Annotated in this window: 12 protein-coding genes; 2 read left to right on the plus strand and 10 right to left on the minus strand. The window is 51.9% G+C overall.

The features are described 5' to 3' along the window. Nucleotide 1: 1 nt before the first annotated feature. Both PEH01S_RS13640 and PEH01S_RS13645 read right to left on the minus strand, forming a co-directional pair. Nucleotides 2-1,669: a cellulase family glycosylhydrolase gene (locus tag PEH01S_RS13640; protein WP_127486055.1), complete on the minus strand. Its 1,668-nt coding sequence runs from the start codon at nt 1,667-1,669 to the stop codon at nt 2-4. A 56-nt stretch (nt 1,670-1,725) separates the two neighbouring features. Further along, nucleotides 1,726-2,523, minus strand: coding sequence for a GH12 family glycosyl hydrolase domain-containing protein (locus tag PEH01S_RS13645; RefSeq protein WP_025846107.1), 798 nt, complete (start codon nt 2,521-2,523; stop codon nt 1,726-1,728). Between the two features lie 392 nt (nt 2,524-2,915). Here PEH01S_RS13645 and PEH01S_RS13650 point away from each other — a divergent pair, with 392 nt between their 5' ends. Together PEH01S_RS13650 and PEH01S_RS13655 are read left to right on the plus strand one after the other, a co-directional pair. Further along, nucleotides 2,916-3,716 (plus strand): helix-turn-helix transcriptional regulator, encoded by an 801-nt coding sequence (locus tag PEH01S_RS13650; RefSeq protein WP_246062916.1) that lies wholly within the window; start codon nt 2,916-2,918, stop codon nt 3,714-3,716. A 126-nt stretch (nt 3,717-3,842) separates the two neighbouring features. Continuing rightward, nucleotides 3,843-6,590, plus strand: coding sequence for a glycoside hydrolase family 3 protein (locus PEH01S_RS13655; RefSeq protein ID WP_174807133.1), 2,748 nt, complete (start codon nt 3,843-3,845; stop codon nt 6,588-6,590). 144 nt (nt 6,591-6,734) lie between these two features. Here PEH01S_RS13655 and PEH01S_RS13660 read toward each other — a convergent pair whose 3' ends face one another. The 8 genes from PEH01S_RS13660 to PEH01S_RS13695 all read right to left on the minus strand — a co-directional run bounded on the left by PEH01S_RS13660 (nt 6,735) and on the right by PEH01S_RS13695 (nt 21,066). Continuing rightward, nucleotides 6,735-8,846 carry a glycosyl hydrolase gene (locus PEH01S_RS13660; RefSeq protein ID WP_246062914.1) on the minus strand — a complete coding sequence of 704 codons (2,112 nt, stop codon included), beginning with the start codon at nt 8,844-8,846 and terminating at the stop codon, nt 6,735-6,737. A 293-nt stretch (nt 8,847-9,139) separates the two neighbouring features. Next, complete coding sequence (locus PEH01S_RS13665) at nt 9,140-11,296, minus strand: alpha-galactosidase (protein WP_127486059.1); 2,157 nt, start codon at nt 11,294-11,296, stop codon at nt 9,140-9,142. 47 nt (nt 11,297-11,343) lie between these two features. Continuing rightward, nucleotides 11,344-13,872: a beta-mannosidase gene (locus PEH01S_RS13670; protein ID WP_127486061.1), complete on the minus strand. Its 2,529-nt coding sequence runs from the start codon at nt 13,870-13,872 to the stop codon at nt 11,344-11,346. A gap of 108 nt (nt 13,873-13,980) precedes the next feature. After that, nucleotides 13,981-15,657: an ABC transporter substrate-binding protein gene (locus tag PEH01S_RS13675; RefSeq protein ID WP_025846094.1), complete on the minus strand. Its 1,677-nt coding sequence runs from the start codon at nt 15,655-15,657 to the stop codon at nt 13,981-13,983. An 83-nt stretch (nt 15,658-15,740) separates the two neighbouring features. Next, entirely contained in the window at nt 15,741-16,580 is an 840-nt protein-coding gene (locus PEH01S_RS13680; protein WP_246062917.1) for a carbohydrate ABC transporter permease, read from the minus strand. Nucleotides 16,581-16,655: 75 nt separating this feature from the next. Further along, the gene (locus PEH01S_RS13685) at nt 16,656-17,600 is read right to left on the minus strand and encodes an ABC transporter permease (RefSeq protein WP_036712759.1); all 945 of its coding nucleotides are present in this window, start codon (nt 17,598-17,600) and stop codon (nt 16,656-16,658) included. A gap of 141 nt (nt 17,601-17,741) precedes the next feature. Further along, complete coding sequence (locus tag PEH01S_RS13690; protein ID WP_127486063.1) at nt 17,742-19,283, minus strand: response regulator transcription factor; 1,542 nt, start codon at nt 19,281-19,283, stop codon at nt 17,742-17,744. Next, complete coding sequence (locus PEH01S_RS13695; protein ID WP_127486065.1) at nt 19,276-21,066, minus strand: cache domain-containing sensor histidine kinase; 1,791 nt, start codon at nt 21,064-21,066, stop codon at nt 19,276-19,278. The genes PEH01S_RS13690 and PEH01S_RS13695 overlap by 8 nt, the downstream gene beginning before the upstream one ends. Nucleotides 21,067-21,507 lie beyond the last annotated feature (441 nt).

The following is a 21,507-nucleotide window of genomic DNA, read 5'->3' on the forward strand; positions in this document are numbered from 1 at the left end:
TTTACGAAGCTGTCCCTGAAACGCCCGCACCGTTCTTCGTTATCGTGTAATTGACAACGGCACCGCTCCAGAAGTGGAATTTCAGATTCACCACTCCGTCGTTCACCTCTTTGAAGAAATTCGGTGTAAGCGTGATTTGGTTCTCGGAGTAGGAAGGCGCGAACGCGTAGCCAAATTCCTTGAATGGCGTCCAGTTTTGAGGACCGGCATTGCTGCCGTCTGCGTAAACGGCCTCCATCGTAGCAAGACGGTCACCGTTGAACGCTGTCGGGATCACGAAGGAGCCGGTCGTGCCTGAAGCGTTTTCAAGCTTCGGCGTGTTGTAATGGAGCACATGGAAGCTCCAATTGGCGCCCGCGCTGAATTGGGCCGACAATACCGCCTTCTCCCCGAGCCCGCCGGAAATCAGCTTGGAGAGATAGTTGGCTTTGATGGTCAATACGTTTCCATTGATCTTATAATCTCTGCCGGATTTCAACGTGGTATTTCCGTTCTTGAGCGAGACAAACCTGTTCCCGTTCAAGTTAAGGTCGATCGCAGCATCCGTGACCCCTGCGCCTTGCTTGAGGAAGATCAGATCGGTCGAGGCGGTGGACGAACGGCCTGTCAAGCTTGCCATGATCACGTTGTAGAGCTCCGGATCGTTCCACTGGAACGTGTTCCGGTTAAAATGCTGACCGTTGTCCCACAGCATGTGGGTGATCTTTTTCGACCTGGCATATTGGGTCAGGTACTCAAAATATTTCAGCATCTCGCCATGCTCGATCGTTCCCGTATTTTTGTCGAAGCCGAGCAATCCGTATTCGCCCAGTATAACGGGGATACCGTTAGCGACAAACGTATGATGGATACGGTCAAACGAGGTAACGATATCGTTAATCGACGAATCATCGAACCTGGTTTCACCCGCGATGTTGACGCTGAACGGCCAGTATCCGTAATAATGCACGGTGGCGATCAAATTCGGATCGTTCAGATTGGACACCGTAGTGGAAACCGAATTTAGATATTCCTGTCCGGAGTTGGTCCATAGCGTCGGCAGCACGAGCGGACGAACGGCATTTTTGCCTCCGGAAGCCCTGACGATGCGAAAAAAGGATGTATTGAGCTCGTCGAGCAGTGCCATTTGCGCTGCATCATCGACACCCTCAAAAACAGGCTCGTTCACGCTTTCGAACATCAGCTTGCTGGAATGGTTCTTGAATCGGTCGGCGAGTTGTGTCCATGCTGCATTGAAGCGGGCCAGCACTTCGTCGTGTTTCGCCGGCATCGCGTTAATCCATTGCCACGAGTCGTGATGGATATTGATCATGACGTACAGACCTGCATCCAGCGACCAATCGACAACTTGCTGTACCCGGTCCATGAACGCCGGATCGATCGTATAGTCCGGAGCGCCGCCCATCCGGTGACTCCATGTGATCGGAATCCGGATGCTTTTGAAGCCCTGGGCGGAAATTTGTTGAATCAACGACGGAGTAATCTCAGGGTTGCCCCATGACGTTTCGCTGTCTGTCGCGTCAAGAGAATTGCCCAAATTCCATCCGGGCTGCATCGCGCTAACATAGGCCTGCATGCTGGGTGCGGCTGATGCCGCGGGCGAAAAAAGCGACAGCATCAATGCAAGGGCCATCATGAGGGACAGTAATGATTTTCTGCGTTTTGTCATCTGTTTTCTCCTTTTCCGAATATACAAAATAACGGAAATAAGACAGCAATCCGGTTTTATTGAACGTTAACGCTGTAGCGGTTGATGTGCATTTGACCGGTGCCTGTAAAAATTTCCGAACCGAACTGCACGCTGCTGATGAATTTGGCGTTGCTCATCCATTTTTTAGTGTAAACGATGTAGTTTATAAAATCCCGGAGGTTCAAGCTGCTGCTGGTTGTATTGGAAGTCCGGACGAAGGAATACACATTCCAGCCCGTAGTTTGTGCAGCGCTATCGTAAATGAAGCCTTTATACAGATTCCAGGAGCTGCCTCCGAGGGAAACGGTTTCAACATAAGAGCCGGCCGGACTCGCATTCGTGTTGTTCAGCCAAATCATCACTTCATCGGTCGGCCTGGAGCCGGTGCCGGCATTGTTCGTGTCGTGCATCCATATATCGTAGGCGGTATTATAAGATCCGCTCGCACTGATGGAATAGTTCACGGAAGCGTTGATGCTCTTGTTATCCCAAATTCGCGCGGGAAAGCCGCTTCCCGCCGTATAGCCGTTCGTCCAGTGCCAGCCCGAGACGATGGACGGATACGCTTTGACGCTGCCAGGATTAGCAGTTTTCCAATCCCAAGTCCAGCCCATATCGTTATCGTTATTGTGATACACCGTTTGCCACCAACCGCTTCCGGCATTGCCGCTGCCCCAGGTATTGTTAAAAACATAATACTTGCCGTTCCCCCAATACAGCTTCGCTCCGGGGGTAGAGGTCGAAGCGGCATACACTGCGGAAGCGAGCAGCAGCATGATCGCAGTTGCAATCAGGAAAGATACCTTCACTTTTTTACCGAAAAAAGCTTTCACAATAAAAGATCACTCCTCTGAAAAATGTTATACTCAAGTCTTTAGAAAGCGCCTTCAAAACAGTAAAGTTGTCCCTCCCTTCCTCGGCAGAGGCCGCCGAAGCTTCGTGGATCCGCTGCAGCCTTCCCGCTCTGGATGTCCTTCGGCGCCCCGCCATCGTTAGTTCCATTTTATTACTCCTCTCCCCCAGAAAAAAATATTAAATTAAAGAAATACAAAAAAACGGAACTTAGTGCCGCAGAGCTTAAACTCACTTGACAACCCTTCACATCCAGTAATAATCTTAAGATATAATTTCCATTATCCTTTAAACATCATGCGTTTGGCTTTCAAAATAATAAAATACGGAAGTTTGGTGAAACAAACTGATGTTCGGGATGAAGACACACTTGATGTTAACGACGCCGGAACAGACCATTCCCTTCTTCATTGAATGCATCGGATTTAATCCGGAACAGGAGACCGTCATTCGTCACGAAGGTTACGGTTATTACCATTGGTTGCAAACGGTTTCAGGCCAGGGAGAAATCTTCTTGGGCGACCGGTCCTACTTGCTTCCTCCCAACCACGGCATTCTGTTAATGCCGCATGTCGCGCATCGCTATCATATGCACGGGGACAGATGGTCAACCTGCTATTTGACCTTCGACGGACCGCAAGTCGCCCCATTCTTGTCGATCCTGGGCATTCGTGTATCCACGGTCTATTGCTGGTCGGCGGACACGGAATTGGAGAAAGTGATTGAACAAGCCTTGGAATCGGCTCTTGTTACCCACGATGTAACGGGGTTGGATAATTCGATCGCCGTCTATCGTTTTCTTGTCAAACTGAAGAGACATGGAAGAACCGATGGGGCGCCTTCCATACAGAGCCTTGCCGAACGTTTGACGCCGCTGCTTCACTATCTTGATGCAGAATATCGCAATCCCGATCTTGGCACGGCCGATATGGCCGACCACGTCCGGATCAGCCCGAGACATCTGAACTCCCTGTTCAAAAAAGCGTTCGGCTTCACACCGTACCAATATCTCCTTAACCTCCGGATCCGCAAGGCGAAGGAGCTTCTTGGCAGCAAACGTTCCATGTCCGTACAGCAAATAGCGGAAATGACCGGCTTTCGCAATTCAAGCAATTTTATCGCGACGTTTCGCAAGCATGAGCGCATTACGCCCGACCAATATCGGCAAGCTTAACTACAAAGGAGTGAAAGCTGCTTGGAAACCTCCATTTCCTATCCTTTTCAAAATGTGAATTTGCCTTTGGAAGAACGTGTTCGGGACCTTGTATCCCGTCTTACGCTCGAGGAGAAAATTTCGCTTATGCCTACCAAACAGGCCGCAGTGACACGTCTTGGGATCTCCGAGTACTGGGTTGGCGGGGAGGCCGCACACGGTCTGGTCGCGCGCGACAGTGTGACGACCGTATTCCCGCAAACGTTGGGCTTAGCCTGCACCTGGAACACGGAGTTAATGCAGTCCATCGGCAGTGTGATCGGCGATGAGGCGCGTGCCTGCTACAAGAAAAGAAACGGTCTGAACGGACTCACGCTCTGGGCTCCTACCGTAGACATGGCTCGTGATCCGAGATGGGGACGCACGGAAGAGGCCTATGGCGAGGACCCGCACTTAACGGGAAGCATGTCGACAGCCTTTGCCAAGGGGATGCGCGGCAGCCATCCCTTCTACATAAAAGCGGTTGCGACTTTGAAGCACTTTTATGCCAATAACAACGAGAAGGACCGGTTGACAAGCTCGTCCGTCATCGATCCGCGAAATAAGCGGGAGTATTACTTGAGGGCGTTCGAGCTGTCGATCCGCGAAGGCGCGGTTCATTCCTTAATGACGGCTTACAACTCGATTAACGGTACCCCGGCGATCTGTCATCCCGACGTGAATGGGATCCTGAAGGAGGAATGGAAACTGGACGGTTTCATCGTATGCGATGGAGAGGATATGCATCAGACCGTTGACGAGCATAAGTACTGCGATACCTATGCCGAAGCCGTGGCCTTGGCGATCAAAGGCGGCATTGACTGCATAACGGACAATGCCGGACTTGTGATGCGATCGATTCGCGAAGCCTTGGAGCAAGGGCTCCTTGAGGAAGCGGACTTGGACCGGGCACTGCGTAACGTATTCCGAATCCGCATGCGGCTGGGGCAATTTGACCCTGAGGAAAATAATCCTTATGCGCAAATCCCCGAAACCGTTATTTATCATCCGGAACATCGCGAGTTAGCGCTAAGGGCGGCACGCGAGTCCATCGTACTCTTGAAGAATCAAAACCGCATGCTTCCGCTCCAACGAGAGAACATTCGGAAGCTGGCCGTCATCGGTCCGCTGGCCGATGTGGTTTGCCGCGACTGGTATACAGGACATCCGCCTTACCGGATTTCGCCTCTGCAAGGCATCGTAAGCAAGCTGTCTGCGCAAGCCGTTCTGTTCAAGGACGGCTGCGATCTGGTTACGCTGCAGTCCGCCGCCAATCGGCACTATGTCGGTCCGAAGGGATATGCCGACGGAACGCTAGCAGCGGATAAGCCGGCTGCGGGCAGCGGAGAATGGTTTCAGGTAACCGACTGGGGATGGGGAAGCCACACGTTGCGGGCGATCGCTAACGGCAATTACATGACGACCAACGACCGCGTAGTAAGCGCAGCGTCCCAAGAAATTTGGGGGTGGTTCGTCAAAGAGCAGTTCACCTTCGATCCGCAGGATGACGGAACTGTCGCGATCCACACGTGGAACGGCAGGATTGTGTCGGCGGATGAACAGTCTCTCCGCGTGAAGGACGATACGCATATCGGCGAAGCCGAAAAATTTGTAAAGCGGACCGTCGTCGACGGGATCGCCGAAGCCGTGAAGGCCGCTCGCGAGAGTGACACTGCCATTGTCGTCGTTGGCAATCACCCGCTCATTAACGGCAAGGAAGAAATCGACCGCCCGGATCTTACGCTTCCTCCGCATCAGGAAAAGCTCATCCAAGAGGTGTACAAGGCCAACCCGAATACCGTGGTTGTCGTTGTAGGAAGCTATCCCTTCGCTCTAAACTGGGTTCAGCAAAATATTCCGGCCGTCGTCTACACGGCCCATGGCGGCCAAGAGCTGGGAACCGCGATTGCGGATGTGCTGTTTGGCGATTATAACCCGGCCGGCCGTTTGAACATGACCTGGTACCGATCCGCCGATCAGCTGCCGGATATGATGGATTACGACATTATCAAAGGAAAGCGCACTTATATGTATTTTGACGGCAACCCGCTGTATCCGTTCGGGTACGGTCTTTCCTACACGAGCTTCGAATACAGAGACTTGAAAATCAGCAAGCTGAGGATGTCTGCCGATGAGAAGGTGAACGTGAGAGTAACGGTTGAAAATAAGGGGCAGCGTGCAGGGGATGAAGTGGTACAGCTCTATTTGCGGGCTAACGGATCCCGGGTAAAACGCCCGTTCAAGCAGCTGCAGGGCTTCAAGCGCATCCATTTGCGGCCCGGCGAGAAGCGGACAGTGGAATTCATTCTTTCCGGAACGGACTTGGCTTATTGGGACGTCAGCCGCAACCGGTATGCGGTCGAAACCGGAATTTACACCCTCATGGTCGGCGGGTCTTCCGCGGATATTTATTTGGAATCCGCCATTCAAGTGAACGGTGAAACGGTTCCGCCGAGAAACTTGTTTCAGATCACCCAAGCCGAAAATTACGACGATTATTCCGGTATCCGGTTGGACGAATGCCGCGATACAGGTGCCGGTCCAGGCGGCTCAAGGTTGGCGGGCGTCTGTGTGACCGGACGAGACGGCGATTGGATATGCTACAAGGATGCGGATTTGGGCGAAGGCCCGCATTTCTTCGAAGCGCGCGCTGCCAGCAGCGATGGAGGCAGCATCGAAGTACGGCTTCATAGCCCTGACGGCACGCTGATCGGAACGTGCCCGGTTCCAGCGGCCGGCAGCAAGCAAAAGTGGCAGACACACGCTTGCACAATTACCGGCTCATCCGGCAAGCACACCGTCTTTCTGAAATTTACAGGCAATATTAAGATCAGCTGGTTTCGATTTATTTCATAAAGCAAGAATCAGGCAAATCGCCATAATGCTCTCCTATTCAAAGTAAATCGGTAGACGCGGCGGACAAAGCGGCCAGATCTAAGATTGCAACAAAATGGGTTGAGGATTCTGTCCCCAACCCACATGCTTCCCGGGGCCCGCACCTCAGTTTGGCACTCCGCCCGTTCCGTCATTATAGGCCTGAATTTCATCGAAGTATAGCGTCCCGCTGTTCCCGGCCGTTCCCTCCTTCTTGTTGACATAGATCCCGAAGGAGCGAATGTCCTTGAGATTCTCTTTGCTCATCACTTTCCCCGCATTAGATGTATCCCATGGAGCCGGCGCGAACTGGCTAAACGGAATCTCCACCACACCGGCCGTCTCTGCTGCCAGAGATGGATAGGCTTCAAACGAGATGCCGCTCGCATTCACCTGGATGACAAGCTTTTGGTTGCTGCCATCCGGCGCAAGCCAGAGCTTCAGCTTGTTCGCCTCCGACCAATCTGCATTATTCATGTTTTTGATCTGACCGGTGTACCCTTGTCCGCTTAAGTTATAATCGAACCTCAGGCCGTATTTGCCCCCGTTCTTGTGCTCCGGATCCAGTGTGATTGTATTGAGATCTCCTGCCGGGCTGTATGCCGCGTCAAGCAGCTCCTTGCTGCCTTTGTACGTATCGAACGTGTCGACAACCAGCGGATCGGTATTGCCCTGCACATCGCCGACGAACACCTGAATCGTCTGCGACAAGACGGTCCCATTCTTCCCGTAGGACTTCACGGTCATTGTCGTGCCCGACTCTTCGAGTGCCGCGCTCGGAGACCAGTCCGCCGTATAATAAAAGCCTTCTGCGTCCAGTATCATCGGATACTCGGCTGGATCGTTGCCGATTCGGTATGTCATTTTCTTAACCTTCTGGTTGACCGCCCGGGCACGGAGCACCGTTGGCGAGGACATCGGCACCGTTTGGTTCCCTGTTGGAGTGACGATGTGCATGAACGGCTGCTCCCTGGCGGCCAGCACCTTCCTGCTGTAAGGCTTGCCCGCCCGTACTACATCGCTGAATGACGTGTAGGAGTCGGTATAGTATTTCACGAAATCCGGCAGCAGTTCATGGTCTCCGAGTCCGTTCGGCGCATTCCGGTAGGGAACGAAAATCGAGTCCGTGTTAAAGTTAGCCCAAGTCTGCATATAAGCCATACGCTTCGCATCCTGATCGGACTTTAGCGCCCCGATCAGCTTCGTGTAGAACTGCAGGTCCTTTGCTCCCGTCTGCTTTACACCGGAATAGCCGAACTCGGTAAACGCCGCGATCTTTCCTTTTCTGTCCGCGAGTCTTGAGATCAGCTTGGCATCGTTCACGACCGTATCGAACCACCCGGCGCTCGTGCCGTCATAATAAGTATCGAAGCCGAGAATATCGACATAATCGTCACCCGGGTACGTCTCAAGGAATGCGGCTTCCGTGCCGTTAAACGGGCTGCCCGGCGAGAAGGCGTAGAGGAAGTTATGGACACCCTTCTTGTCGCGCAAATATTCCACAGTATAACGGTAGATCTGGATATACTGCTCCTTCGTGCGGTATGGGGCCCCCCACCAAAACCAGCCCCCGTTCTGCTCGTGGAACGGACGGAAGATGACCGGGATCGCTCTGCCGCTCTCGTCCTTCAGATGATTCGCAAAGTCCGCTATCATATCCAGGAACCGGTTGAAATCCGAATTCTTGTCTCCGCCCGGGAGGATGTGTGAGAGCACATTGCCCTTCGTATCGTAGAAGCTGCCGCCGGTGACGAAGTTCGGCATATGAGAGCTTAACGTCAGCACGCCTCCTTCCTTGTAAGCTAACTTCATCACGGCAATCAGTTTGTCGCGGTTCTGCCCCATCGGCGCTCCTCCGGCGCCAGGCTTCTCATGGCCTTCGAGGCTAAGCGTGTCCCAGCCGAACAGTCCCGGCAGATCGCCTACAGCGTTCAGTACGTCAGACTGCGTGCCGTCCTTCGCCGTAATCGAGAGGCCCTCCGTCGTCGCATGCTGTTGCCCAAACAGAATCTCCTTGCCGCGGATATCCTTCAGGTAGGCAAACAGCGACCGCGTCTCCGCCGTTGCATGCTTGTCAACCAGGTTCTCGACCCGGACATTCGCCATATACGAGGACTTTCCTGCCCCCGGACCCCAGGTAATTGAATCAGCATTCCCTGCGGCCATCACCGGAGTAACCAGAGCAGCGAACAGCGAAACCGCGACCATGCCGCTCATCCACTTGATTTTTTTCCTCATTCCATTCACCTGTCCTCTTCGTGAATTTGTTTAAAGCATTGGTGAAGCGTTTTCAAAAATGATTATACGGCTAGCATCACCTCCATACAGTTCACAGGTAGACGCTGCTTTATCAAGAATTCAGCGAGCAAGGTTTACTGCCGCATCCGATACGGCCCATATCGGTTTCCTCTCAGAAGCCGACATGAGCCTGCCAGATGCCATTACGCGAGACCCGCAGGCGGAACCTTAACCGAACTCAGGCTTTATGTAAAATATTCCCGCCCATGGTGAACTCTGAACTCCTCCGTTTGTCAAGCCTGCTTTTGCTTCAACCGGAACCAGGTGCTGGTGAAATCGCCGTGCAGGTGAGGAACCGTCAGACCGAAATTCATAAGACTGTCGCCGGTCAAGATCAACTCCGAATCCATCATCGCATACTGATAATCGGGATGAAGCCCCTTCAAGCGAAGTCGCTTATGGGAAGCATTCGGCTCGGCCAGCACGCGGAAGTAGAAGACCAAGGCCTCCGTTTGATCTTCAGAAACGAACATCCACGCCGTTTCATTTCCCTGAAAAGGATCCTTCAGCCTGTACAAATCGCCTTGCTGTACCAGCGACCGAATTTCCTTATAGAGGTTAACCTGCTGCTTGACCGTCTCCTTCTCGTCGTCCGTAAAACGGGTCAAATCGAGCTCATAACCGAAATTGCCGGACATGGCAACGTCTCCGCGGGTTGTAAGAGGCGTAATCCTTCCTACCTGATGGTTCGGTACCGCCGAAATATGCGCTCCAATGGTGCTGATGGGATATACGATACTCGTGCCGTATTGGATCTTCAGCCGTTCGATCGCATCCGTATTATCGCTGGTCCACGTCTGAGGCATATAGTAGAGCATCCCCGGGTCGAACCGTCCTCCGCCGCTGGAGCAGCTCTCGAATAAGATGTGAGGGAAGCGCCCTGTCAGCCGCTCAAGCAGCTCATACAGCCCCAGCATATACCGATGCGCAATTTCCGGCTGGCGTTCCGCCGGATAGTCCACCGATCCGATCTCCGTCATATTGCGGTTCATATCCCACTTCACATAAGAGACCGGTACGGTCGAGAAAATCTCCGACAACGCTTCGAAGAGATAGTCCCGAACCTCTTGTCTGGACAAATCAAGCACCAGCTGTGTTCGCGCTTCCGTACGGCGCCGGCCTTCGACATGCAAACACCAATCGGGATTGCGCCGGTACAAATCGCTGTCGGGGGATACCATCTCCGGCTCTACCCATAGACCGAATTGAAGTCCCAGCCGGTTGACACGCTCTGCCAAATCGGTCAAGCCGTTCGGGAGCTTGTTTCGATCGACAACCCAATCCCCGAGCGACGTCGTATCGTCGTTGCGTTTGCCGAACCAGCCATCGTCCAGTACGAACAGCTCGATTCCGAGCTCCGCTCCCGCTTTGGCGATGGATTCGATCTTTTCCGCATTGAAATTGAAATAGGTCGCTTCCCAATTGTTGACCAAGATGGGCCGTTCCCGGTCCCGGTGTACACCTCGGACAAGCCGCGTTCGATAGAGACGGTGAAGGCTACGCGACATGCCTCCGATTCCTTCTCCCGAGTAAACCATGACGGCCTCCGGCGTCTCAAAGCTATCGCCCGGGTCCAGTTTCCAAGAGAAATCGAAAGCATTTAATCCGATGGAAAAACGGGTAGAACCGTACTGGTCGACTTCGGCCTCCGCGGAATAATTCCCCGAATAGACCAGGCTCAGTCCGTAAACCTCGCCGTGCTCCTCATCCGCATTCGGCCGGACAAGCGCCATAAACGGATTCAGCTGATGGCTGCTTGCCCCTCTTCGGCTTTCAATGCGCGTCGTGCCGGGCCCGATTCTTCTTCGCTGAATATGGCATTCTCTCGTCCAGGCTCCGGCCAAATAAAGCGCCTCATAATCGGAATCAAAAAGATCCACGCTGGCGCTTAACGCACGAAGGATACGAACCGTCCCTTTCCCGTCGTGAACGAAGCGGACAGAGCGGGTGATGGCGTTATGATCGCGGAAAACGGAATAAAGAAGTATAACAGCCAAACCCGAATAGGGATCCTTCAGCACCAGCTCCAAGGTTTGCGCTTCCTCGTCCGATTCGGTGTAGACGGCGGGAAGGCCTTGAAGCCGCGGCTTGCCGTTCAAGATCCGGTGCGATTGGTAGACAAGCTCGGTTATGCGGCTTCCATCCTCCAGCTGCACTTGATAAGCCGGATGCCGAAAATCGCCGGATCCGTACTGCGGGTACTCTTGGGGGAGCCTATCGATCCAAGCCTGCTTAGGATAATCAAGGAATCTGCTCAGACTCGAATCATGGGTAAGCTTGCGTCCCCAATATAGATGTACCGGATACCCATTTACGATCTGGAATATATAGCTGGTATCCACTGCTTGCAAATGAAATAATTGTTCCTCTTCGACATAATGAATCGTCATATGAATCAACTCCTTGTTTTCATTACCGGATTACCTTCCATAGCAGGTCAACAGCTAATAAAATCCGACATGGAACGGATCTCCAGCTTGGCAGGACCCGACTGCGCCTCACCGCGGGGATAAAATGTAACCTTACGAGGCACGCCGGGAATCAAGTCGAAGAAATTATCCGAAAAGCGTCCTTCCGTTTCGGTAGAAATCCAGACCTGCCGCGCCAGCACGTCCGTCTCAAGCCACAATTCCGGCTCGGGGCCACCCGACAGCTCCTGCACACGAATCCGGGGCTTCGCCAGGGTAAGCTCCTTATCTTTTACAAAATAATGCTCCTTCCGATCCAAGACCAAGCCCTCAGTCTTCAACTCCGCCAGTAAAACGACTTGGGTCGGATCCGCATCTGCCAACCATTCCGTTTTTGCAACGGAAAAGACCACGCTGCCGGTATTTGCAGTCACCGAAACCGGTAAAGATGCGGTCTTGAGTTCGGACCCGCCGAAGGTCAGCAGTTTAACCGTCAGATCACCGAACAGATCCGCCAGGCGGTCGGAAATCACGTATACCTCGATGTTCCCGGCTCCATTATCGTACAGGCTGAGACTAATGTCCTTGAAGCTGCGCTTGACATGATACTGCATCGCTTTCCACCGGCCGTAATAATCCATCCCGGCCCACGACGCGACAGGCCAGCAATCATTCATCTGCCAGTATAAGCTGCCCATACAGAACGGCTTCTTCCGGCGGTGCGCCTCAATGGCGGTTCTTATGGCTTCCGCCTGAAGGATTTGACTCATGTACAAGAACGATGGGAAATCTTTCGGCTGCTTCATATAGAGATCCATATATTCTTGAATGAGCTGATTGCCGCGGTTATTTTTCTGGTGCGCCAGCATCACGGGAGATTCCAGCATCAGGTCCTCTTCTTCCGCGTAGGTCCGAACGGACTTGTATTCCGGGAACGACTGGAACCCATATTCGCTGACAAATCGGCTTACTTTTACGTTATAATTCTCAAATGGCTCAACCGCATGCCAGACGCCCCAATAATGGGTATCTCCGCGAGTCGACGTCGGATAGGCATGTTGTTCGATGTTCCCTGTTAACGCGCAAAGCGGAGAGGAAGGCCAATACGCCGCGCCGGGAGCGAAAGCCTCGACCGCTTCGGGCAAAATGCGATGAAACACAGCCTCGTAATCCGCCCATAGCTGCTTGCGCTGCTGCTCCGTGTAATCCTTTTTCCAGCCCCAACCGCCGTTCTCGTCATAATGCGCCCATGCGGAATCGATTTCATTATTGCCGCACCATAAGGCAATACACGGATGGTTCCGCAGGCGACGAATGTTATATTCGGCTTCCGCCTGCACGTTGTGCAAGAAGGCTTCATCGCCCGGGTACATGCTGCAGGCGAACATAAAATCCTGCCACACCAACAGGCCGTATTCATCGCACAGGTCGTAAAACGCCTCTTCTTCGTAAATCCCCCCGCCCCACACCCGGAGCATGTTCATGTTGGAATCCACCGCAGAAACAATTTCATGCTTATAACGCTCATAGGTAACCTCGGTAACGAAGCTATCGTTTGGAATATGATTCGCACCCTTTGCAAATACCGGAACGCCATTCAATTCGATATAAAAGGTCGATCCCTTCTCATCCGGTTCCGTTACGAGCCTCACCTGACGAAGTCCGGTTTGAACCGATTTAACCGCTTGGATGACGTCTCCTTCGATGAGCTCTACCTGAAAGGTATACCGTTCAGGCTCCCCCAGACCCCGGCACCACCACAGCTTCGGCTGATCGATCTGCAGGTCAACCTCCACCGTGTTGACGCCGGCGGAAACCATCACTTCCCGCTCCCAGGTTTGCGTATCCGAGGAGATCCTCACCACGCGAACTCCCGGCATTGCCGCTTCAAGCTCCACATGCGCCTTAAGCCGGGCTTCCGCCTGGGTTACCTTTACCTGCTCCATAAACACGTCAAGAATCCGGTTCCCTTGCCAGCCGACAAGACGAACTTCACGCCATATCCCGCTGGTGACAAAGCGCGGTCCCCAGTCCCATCCATAATGGAACGGCGCCTTTCGGGCAAATACGCTAACTTTGCTTTCGCCTAATTCCCCGACATCCGATTGATCGTTCGTTGCAGGCAGCGCATAGCCCAATCGTTTCAGCTTCGGCAAATCCTCACCGACCGGCGAACGGAAGCATACCCGAATCACATTCCCTCTTTCCTTGAGCAGCGATTTCACTTCCGCCTTCCATTCCCGGAACATATTGTCCGCCGACAGCACCAGCCGGTCATTCACCCATACATCGGCATAAGTATCCAACCCCGCAAATACAAGCTCCACCCGCTCGGCAGACCTCAGCTCCTCCGGAAAATCGAACGTTGTCCGATACTCCCAATCCTGTTTATCGATCCACTGAAGCTTGCTTTCGTTCATCCCGTAAAAAGGATGGTCGATCTTTCCGTTTTTCAGCAGATCCATATGGACACATCCTGGGACTTGTGCAGGCATCCAGTCCTCGGCTCTGCTGTTTTTGAAACTCCATTGGCTTAAGATGAAGCTAACTTCACTCATCTGACCCTCCGTATGTGTAATCCGCATTGGATAAATGTAAAGTGGTTAGGAAGAGAGCTTTCACTACGTCGATTTGACACCCGTGAAAGCTCCTTGAATGCTCGGAGATTAGGAGTTCCAGAGCTTGATGCGTTCTTTCAACAATTCTTCAAATTGCGCTTCCAGCTTTTTCACACCCGCCCGCTCAAGCTCGCTTTGGAACGAATCCCATACTTCGTCGAACTTCTCCGGCTTGGCCAAAATCGCCTCGGGCACTCGCTTTCTCATGAGCTCCAGACATTTTTGCAAAATGATCGCGCCATCCGTGTCCTGCGGAATATTGATTTGATAGGCGGCGCCGTACGGCTTAACCGGGAAATCGGAAACCTTCGGATAAAGATCCATCCACATCTTCGCGTTATATTTGGACAACACTTCCTTCTCGATATCCGAGTATTTCTCAATGATCTGCTCCGGGCTGTCGACTTTATACGTTTGGCCGGACGGGTCCTTGACGCCGAAGCCGTATTCCGGGAACGGATAGCCGTATACGCCGATGCCTGTTTTCTTGCCGTATTGCGGGTCCTTCACCCGCTTCTCCATCTCTTCCTTAGAGATGACGCGCTTGCCGTTTTCGATTGTGTAATGCACGCCTTCAATGCCCCAGTTATTTAAAATTTGCGCTTCATCGGAAGCAAGCCAGTCCAGAAATTTGATCGCCCGGACCGGATCCTTGCAATCCTTCGAGATCCCGATTCCCCAGCCTGCGGAATAACCTGTACTTTGGAAGTTTTTGTTCTTGTATTTCTCATTGAGCGTAATCGGATACATGCCATAAGTAAGCTCCGGCTTGCCGGCCTGCAATAAGGACTGCTCCGCCTCTCTGTACTGCCACTTCGAGTCGATGATCGCAAGCACGCGCCCGGACGAAATTTTCGCCTTGTACTGGTCATACTTTTGAACAAAGCTTTCCGGATCCAACAGGCCGACGTCATTCATGTGGTTAAGCCACCTGAAATACTCCTTTTCTTCAGGCCGGGTAATGTGCAGCACCGGCTTCATCGTCTTCTCGTCAATGTACCATTCGCCGTCATCCGATCCGCCGGTCGCGAATAAAGCAGGATTCGTAACCGACTGGGCGATCCGCCAATCGTCCGCGAGCAGCGACAAGCCGATGGTTGGCTTTCCGTCAATGGTCGGATGCTTTTCCTTGAATGTCTTGATGGCGTTTTCATAATCCTGCAACGTTTTCAATTGCGGAAAGCCCAGTTCTTTCACAACCTGATGCTGCAGCTGGAAGCCGTCCTTCGGTTCCCACTGCACTTCGTTCACGCCGAAGGAGCCGAGAAAGTAAATGGACGGATCCTTGGTGCTCCATTTCAGCCGCTTTAAATAATCGCCGTACAGCTTCTTCAGATTTGGACCGTGCTCTTCAATCAACGGAGCCAAATCGATAAAGCCGCCTGCATCGACAATGAGATTCGAATCGTTTTTCGCAAAGATAAGGTCGGGATATTCGCCGCTTGCCGCCATAAGCGCAATCTTCTGCTTGGGATCGCCAACCGGATAGTCGATTTTTAGCGTTACACCGGTAAGCTCGGTAATCTTTTTGCCTACCGGGCTCTGCATATTCTCGTAGTTCGTGTTTGGATCGACGGCGAACATGGTGAAGGTAATCGGCGACTTGTCGTCCTTCGCGCCGCCCGTTCCCGCGTTCTTTGTGCTTGTGCCGGAATCGCTGCTGCAGCCGGCTAACGCTAAGGCCGCTGCCAAGGTTACTGCAGCCGTTTTTCTAATTTTCCCCATGGGAATGCCTCCTTGTTCCAAATCCAGGATATAAGCAGGCCGAAAATCCGCGCATACCGGATGGTTCGACCCTGCTGCGTGCCTTAAGCCTTAACGGCGCCCAAGGTCAAGCCCTTCACAAAATACTTTTGCAAAAACGGATAAACGAGCAAAATCGGCAGAGTAGCGACCATCGTAATGGAAGCCCGAATCGATTCAGGGGTAACCTGAGCCGCGAGGGACGGATTGCCGCTTCGGGCAACGCTCGCATTGCTTGAGCCTGCGGTCGTGTTCGCCAAAATTTTCATCAGCTCATACTGCAGCGTAGATAAATGCTCCGAGGTACTGTTATACAGAAACGTATCGAACCAGGAATTCCATTGGCCTACCGCAATGAACAGCGCGATCGTCGCCAGTACCGGCTTGCAGAGCGGCAATACGATTTTGAAGAAAATCGTCAAATCGTTTGCGCCGTCGAGCTTGGCGGATTCTTGCAGGCTGATCGGCAGTCCTTCCATAAACGATCGTATGACGAAAATGTTCCATGCATTGACGAGCCCCGGTAAAATGTAGACCCAGAACGTGTTCATCAGGTGCAGGTCTCTCATCAGCATGTAGGTTGGAATCAATCCGCCGGAAAAATACAGCGTAAGCACGAAGATCAACGATACTTGCTTCCGGGCGACAAAGTCTTTGCGGCTTAGCACATAGGCAACCATCGCCGAGCTGAGTACGCCGAGCGCTGTCCCGATGACCGTCCGCAGCACGGAATTCTGGAAGGCGACCAGCAAATTGTTATAGGTATAGATCTGTTTGTAGTTTTCCCACGTAAAGACCCGGGGCCACAAATAAATCCCGCCACGGACCGTATCCATCGCTTCGTTAAAGGAAATGGCCAAGATATTCAGAAACGGATAAATCGTGACGATCCCGACGAATATCATGAACAAGTACAAAAATAAATCAAAGACATAGTCGCTTACTTTCGTTCCTATTTTCGCATTCACTTTGATCGCCTCCTAGATTACACTCTCTTTGGTCAAACGCTTAAAAAGCCAATTGGCCGCCAGAAGAAGTGCAATAGAGACAATCGTATTGACAATCCCTACAGCCGTACCGAACGAGAACCGGGCAAGCTTGATGCCGTAATTCAGCACATACAAATCAAGCACTTCCGCGTAGTCCTGTACGATGGAATTTCCGAGCAAATACTGCTTCTCGAAGCCGATGCTGGTTAGCCAGCCGATGGAAAGAACCAGCATAACCATAATGGTCGGCCGGATTCCCGGCAGCGTAATATGCCAAATTCGACGAAATCTCCCTGCGCCGTCCACCTTCGCGGCTTCATACAATTCCGGGTCGATCCCTGCAATCGCGGCCAGGTATATAATCGAGCTCCATCCCATTTCCTTCCACAAGTCGGATAAAGTAACGATTCCCCAGAACCAATGCCCCTGCGCCATAAATTGAATCGGCTTGTCGATGAGATGCAAGCCCACTAAAATCTCGTTTATGATCCCGCCGTCGGTTGACAGCATCTTTGTAATAATCCCGGCCACAACAACCCACGAGACAAAATGGGGCAAATAGGAAATCGTTTGCATCGTCCGCTTAAAAGCCACCACCCTGATTTCATTAAGCAAAATGGCGAATAAGATGGGAACGGTGTAGCCTACAATCAAACTCATGGTGCTCATGGCCAGCGTGTTCCGCAACACGAGATAAAAATGCGGCTCTTGAAAAAGCTTGATAAAATTGTCGAACCCCACCCACGTCTGCTCGCTGAACGCTTTGCCCGGCTTGTAGTTCTGGAAAGCCATCGTCCATCCCCAGATCGGCACATAGTTGAAGATGATCAACCAAATCACAAACGGCAGCGACATCAGAAACAAATATTTTTGCTCCACGACGAGCTTCCACTTCGATTTTTTGCGGTTTAACGAAGCAGCGTTCTGCGTTTTCATCAAGGTATCCACCAAGCGCTCCTCCTTTCACAAATGTAAGTACTTACATTTGTAACTATAAAAGAAATAAAGCGTTTGCAGTACCCCACGGATCGGAGATGAATCATGTGAAAATTAGACATGGATCTATCGGAAAAGCCATCACCCCGGTTTCCCTCTCCATCTCTCCCGGAAGGTCGACGGCGATTCCCCCACTACCTTTTTAAACTTGATATGGAGATAGTCCGCGCTCGCATACCCGACCATCTCCGCCACCTCATAAACCTTGTAGCCGTCCAACAAAAATTGCTTGGCCTTCTCAATGCGCGTCCGATCCAGGTAAGAATGGAACGTTTCTCCCGTCTGCGCTTTAAACAGCTTTCCCAGATAGGAGCTGTTGTAATGAAACAGCTCCGCGAGCAGCTCAAGGTTCAGCTCGGACCCGTAATGGGTCGCGATGTATTCGAGGATGCCTGCGAAGCCGCCGTTTCTCTTGTCCTTGCTCCAATGCTCGCAAAGCGCGAACAGCTGCCGCTCCATAAAGGCTACGGCCGCAGTCAGCGTCGTTTGGCTGTCCAAGGCTTCCACCGTCTCGTGAATCGCCGGCACCACGGAACGCACCCGCTCGTCGGCAGCCGATAGCAGCTTGATCAGCTCGGTATACATGGCCGCATAGCTTGCCTTGATTTGCTTCTCATACCAACCAAGCTGCAGCATCGCGTGTACCGTCTCCTCCAAGAGCTTGACTAGCAGCTCCCTGTTATGCGCGATAATAGCTTTTGAGGCATGGTCTGCAAAGTTCATCAGCACAAAGCCTGGCGTGTCGAGCTTGTATTCCGGCGTCAGCCGCTTCGAATAGACGAGCATGCTTCCTTTTCGTTCGTACAGGAACTTCATCCTTAACCGCTCATAGGCGGCCTGATAGGAGTCTGGAATCTTGTCAAAACTATGCACCTCAGGACCCGGAGAAAGCACCAGCTGCAGCCCCAGCTGCGCCTCCGCCGCCGAAAGCTCCTCGTTAACTAACTCCTCCGCTCCAGATTCGGTCACAATCCCGATATAGTTTCGTATCGGAAATACGGTGGCTCTGTGCTGCGACCCTAACCGGTTCTGGAGCTGCGCAATAAGCCGCTGCAGCTTCCCGGACTCCAGCTCCCGCCGTTCCGCGTCCAGCAGCATCACTTGATAGGTGGACCATGGCAGTTGAAGATGTGCCGTAAGCTGCTCCATCTCTGCCCCATCCTGGAGATCGTCAAGCATGAATTTTTGTAACGTATGCTGTGCCACGGCTTGTCTGGAGGCCTGAAGCTGCTCCTGCTGCTTGCTCCGCTTTTTCCATGCTTCACACAACCCCTCCACGCGGGAACGCAGCTCCGACTGTTCGATTGGCTTTAACAGATAACAGCGAACGCCAAACTCGGTAGCTTTCTGGGCATAAGCAAACTCGGAGTAGCCGCTCAATATCATAAAATCCGTGGCGAGTCCACAGGATCTTGCTGCCTCGATGAGCCCAAGCCCATCCATTCCCGGCATTCGAATATCTACGATAGCGCCATCCGGCATAAGCTCCTGACACAGCCGCAATCCGTCCATGCCGTTGTCCGCTTCCGCGCAAATCGTAATGCCGTACGCGTCCCAGTCGATCAGTTTCCGCAAGCCTTGGCGAATCATCGGCTCGTCGTCAATCAGGACCAATTTATACATCTTCCTTACCTCCACATGGCAGCTCAATGATGACCTTTGTCCCTAAACCGGGAATACTGCTGATAGACACGCCGTAATTCGAACCGTAATGCAATCTTATGCGCTGATGAACGTTACGCAAGCCGATTCGCTGTCCCGGCGCCTCCTCCGTGTTTTGCAGCTCCTCCTGAAGCGCTTCGCACCTCTGCGGATCCATACCTATGCCGTCGTCAAGGACAACAATACGGAAGTGCTGTGATCCCCGCTCTAGCTTGATACTCACCGAGCCTTTCCCCATCTTATTCTCCAGCCCGTGAACGATCGCATTTTCTACAATCGGCTGAATGAGCATAGGAAGCACAAGGACCCCTTCAGCCTGCGACGGCTCGGGCAGCTCGTAGGTCAGCTTATCGCCAAAGCGAAGCCTTTGAATTTCCAAGTAGGTTCGAACCAAATCAATCTCCGAAGCAAGCGGCACGGGCCCATCCCCGATTTCCAAATTATGACGGAGCAGCTTTCCGAGCAGTTTGATCGAATCGGCAATCTCTCCCTCCTCCTGAATGACAGCCTTCATTCGAATCGTCTCGAGCGCATTAAATAAGAAGTGAGGATTCACTTGATTAACCAGCATCTTAAACTGAATGTCTCTTTGCTTGATTTCAAGCGCATGCTTTTGACGCTGCGCTTCATCCACTCGCTTCATCAATTCGTCAATACTTCCGACCATCATGTTAAAATGGCGTGACAGCTGCCCGATCTCATCGCTGCCTTGAACCATCGAGTTATGCTTCAAATCCCCTCTCGCAACCATTCGAATGTCCCGGATTAACAAAGCGATACGTTTGGTAAGCGCTCTCGAAAAGATCAGGATAAACAGGATCGTTACCAGCAGGCTGCAGAGGATAATGGAATAGGCCAAGTAGCTGATGCTTTTCGATTCCTTCAGAATGGATTCGAGCGGAATCATACTGACAACCCGCAGGTGGTTCGTGCTGTTGTCGGGGCGGATCGATTGAATGATGACCTTCACCGGATTCCCTTGATAGACGGTATCCGCCACTTTAATTTCTTCACTATCCGGTAAATCCGTAAGCTGCAGCTGCTCCAGCAGGCTGCCGTTAAAGGATTGATCCTTGGATACCAGCACCTCATCCTGCTCGGAGATAATCAACGTCTCGAACGGCTCCTGACTAATTATCGATTGAAGGCTGGCCGGGTTAACAGTAATCACAAGCATGCCGCAATAGGTCATATTGCTGTAATAGATCGGCCTGACAAGGCTGACATAAGGCTCGCCTCGGTTCGTCTCATCCGGGATATAATACCATCCGGTTTTCCCCCGGTTTCTAAGCGCTTCCTTGTACCAATGCTGCTGCTCCATCCGATTGTCCAATTGGAAAATAAACCAGTTTTCCAGCAGCGTCGTGTTAAAGGTATAAAACCGGATCCCCTTGATTTCTTTGAACAGCTGCATATAATCGTTAAAGTCGGTAAACCCGGAATAGGCCTGGTATACCTCCAGATTGGACTCGTACGTTCTGCTCAACAGCTCCTTCAACCGCCTGTCAAAATAAATCTTATTCGAAATGTCCGTCGGCACTTTTAACGTTTCCTCGACACGCTTCTTAATTTTCTCGACGTTGTTGATCGACTGCTGAACGGCATGCTCGACAGCCATCCGCTTCAAGGACTCTGTCAACAGTAACCCGACCGTTAAGACCGGAATAAACACAACAAGAAGATAAGATAGGATCAGCTTCTTTCTAATCTGGATATTGTTCGTTTTTAAGGTCACCCATTTCATCTGCGGTCACCCCCCTCAAAACGGGCCTGTCGAGAAAATTTGTTTTTTTTGTTATCAATAAAAACAAGATAAATTAGGATTCTCCCGTACATTAATGTGAACATGACTTCTAAAACGAACATCGATATAAGAACATTATATCGCCTCGTTCTGATTTAGATCAATAAATAAGGCGATTATAAATTTATAGTTCATCATTTTGTTATTATTTTCGTTATCAAATTTAGTTAAATTATCGTTAGTTTTAGCCTAATTAATGGGGACGGATCAAACGGGGCATGAAAGAGAGACTGCAGGTGAACTTGGTGACTCCGGCCTTTGCTGCGCTGCATCGAGGAAGCACCGATGGAGGCTTCTTGGGAGCAGCGATATAGGTTTAAACTCACAAATTCCAGAAGCAACGCACGAACAGCGGTGGCGCAGCCGCTACCTGTGTCTCCA

The organism is Paenibacillus ehimensis NBRC 15659 (assembly GCF_004000785.1).
Lineage (GTDB): Bacteria > Bacillota > Bacilli > Paenibacillales > NBRC-103111 > Paenibacillus_G > Paenibacillus_G ehimensis.

Excerpts from the sequence above, each read along its gene's own strand:
- PEH01S_RS13650 (WP_246062916.1), top strand. The coding sequence starts at position 2,916 with ATGTTAACGACGCCGGAACAGACCATTCCCTTCTTCATTGAATGCATC.
- PEH01S_RS13675 (WP_025846094.1), bottom strand. The coding sequence starts at position 15,657 with ATGGGGAAAATTAGAAAAACGGCTGCAGTAACCTTGGCAGCGGCCTTA.
- PEH01S_RS13665 (WP_127486059.1), bottom strand. The coding sequence starts at position 11,296 with ATGACGATTCATTATGTCGAAGAGGAACAATTATTTCATTTGCAAGCA.
- PEH01S_RS13685 (WP_036712759.1), bottom strand. The coding sequence starts at position 17,600 with ATGAAAACGCAGAACGCTGCTTCGTTAAACCGCAAAAAATCGAAGTGG.
- PEH01S_RS13690 (WP_127486063.1), bottom strand. The coding sequence starts at position 19,283 with ATGTATAAATTGGTCCTGATTGACGACGAGCCGATGATTCGCCAAGGC.
- PEH01S_RS13680 (WP_246062917.1), bottom strand. The coding sequence starts at position 16,580 with ATGATATTCGTCGGGATCGTCACGATTTATCCGTTTCTGAATATCTTG.
- PEH01S_RS13660 (WP_246062914.1), bottom strand. The coding sequence starts at position 8,846 with ATGAGGAAAAAAATCAAGTGGATGAGCGGCATGGTCGCGGTTTCGCTG.
- PEH01S_RS13670 (WP_127486061.1), bottom strand. The coding sequence starts at position 13,872 with ATGAGTGAAGTTAGCTTCATCTTAAGCCAATGGAGTTTCAAAAACAGC.
- PEH01S_RS13655 (WP_174807133.1), top strand. The coding sequence starts at position 3,843 with ATGCCTACCAAACAGGCCGCAGTGACACGTCTTGGGATCTCCGAGTAC.
- PEH01S_RS13695 (WP_127486065.1), bottom strand. The coding sequence starts at position 21,066 with ATGAAATGGGTGACCTTAAAAACGAACAATATCCAGATTAGAAAGAAG.
- PEH01S_RS13640 (WP_127486055.1), bottom strand. The coding sequence starts at position 1,669 with ATGACAAAACGCAGAAAATCATTACTGTCCCTCATGATGGCCCTTGCA.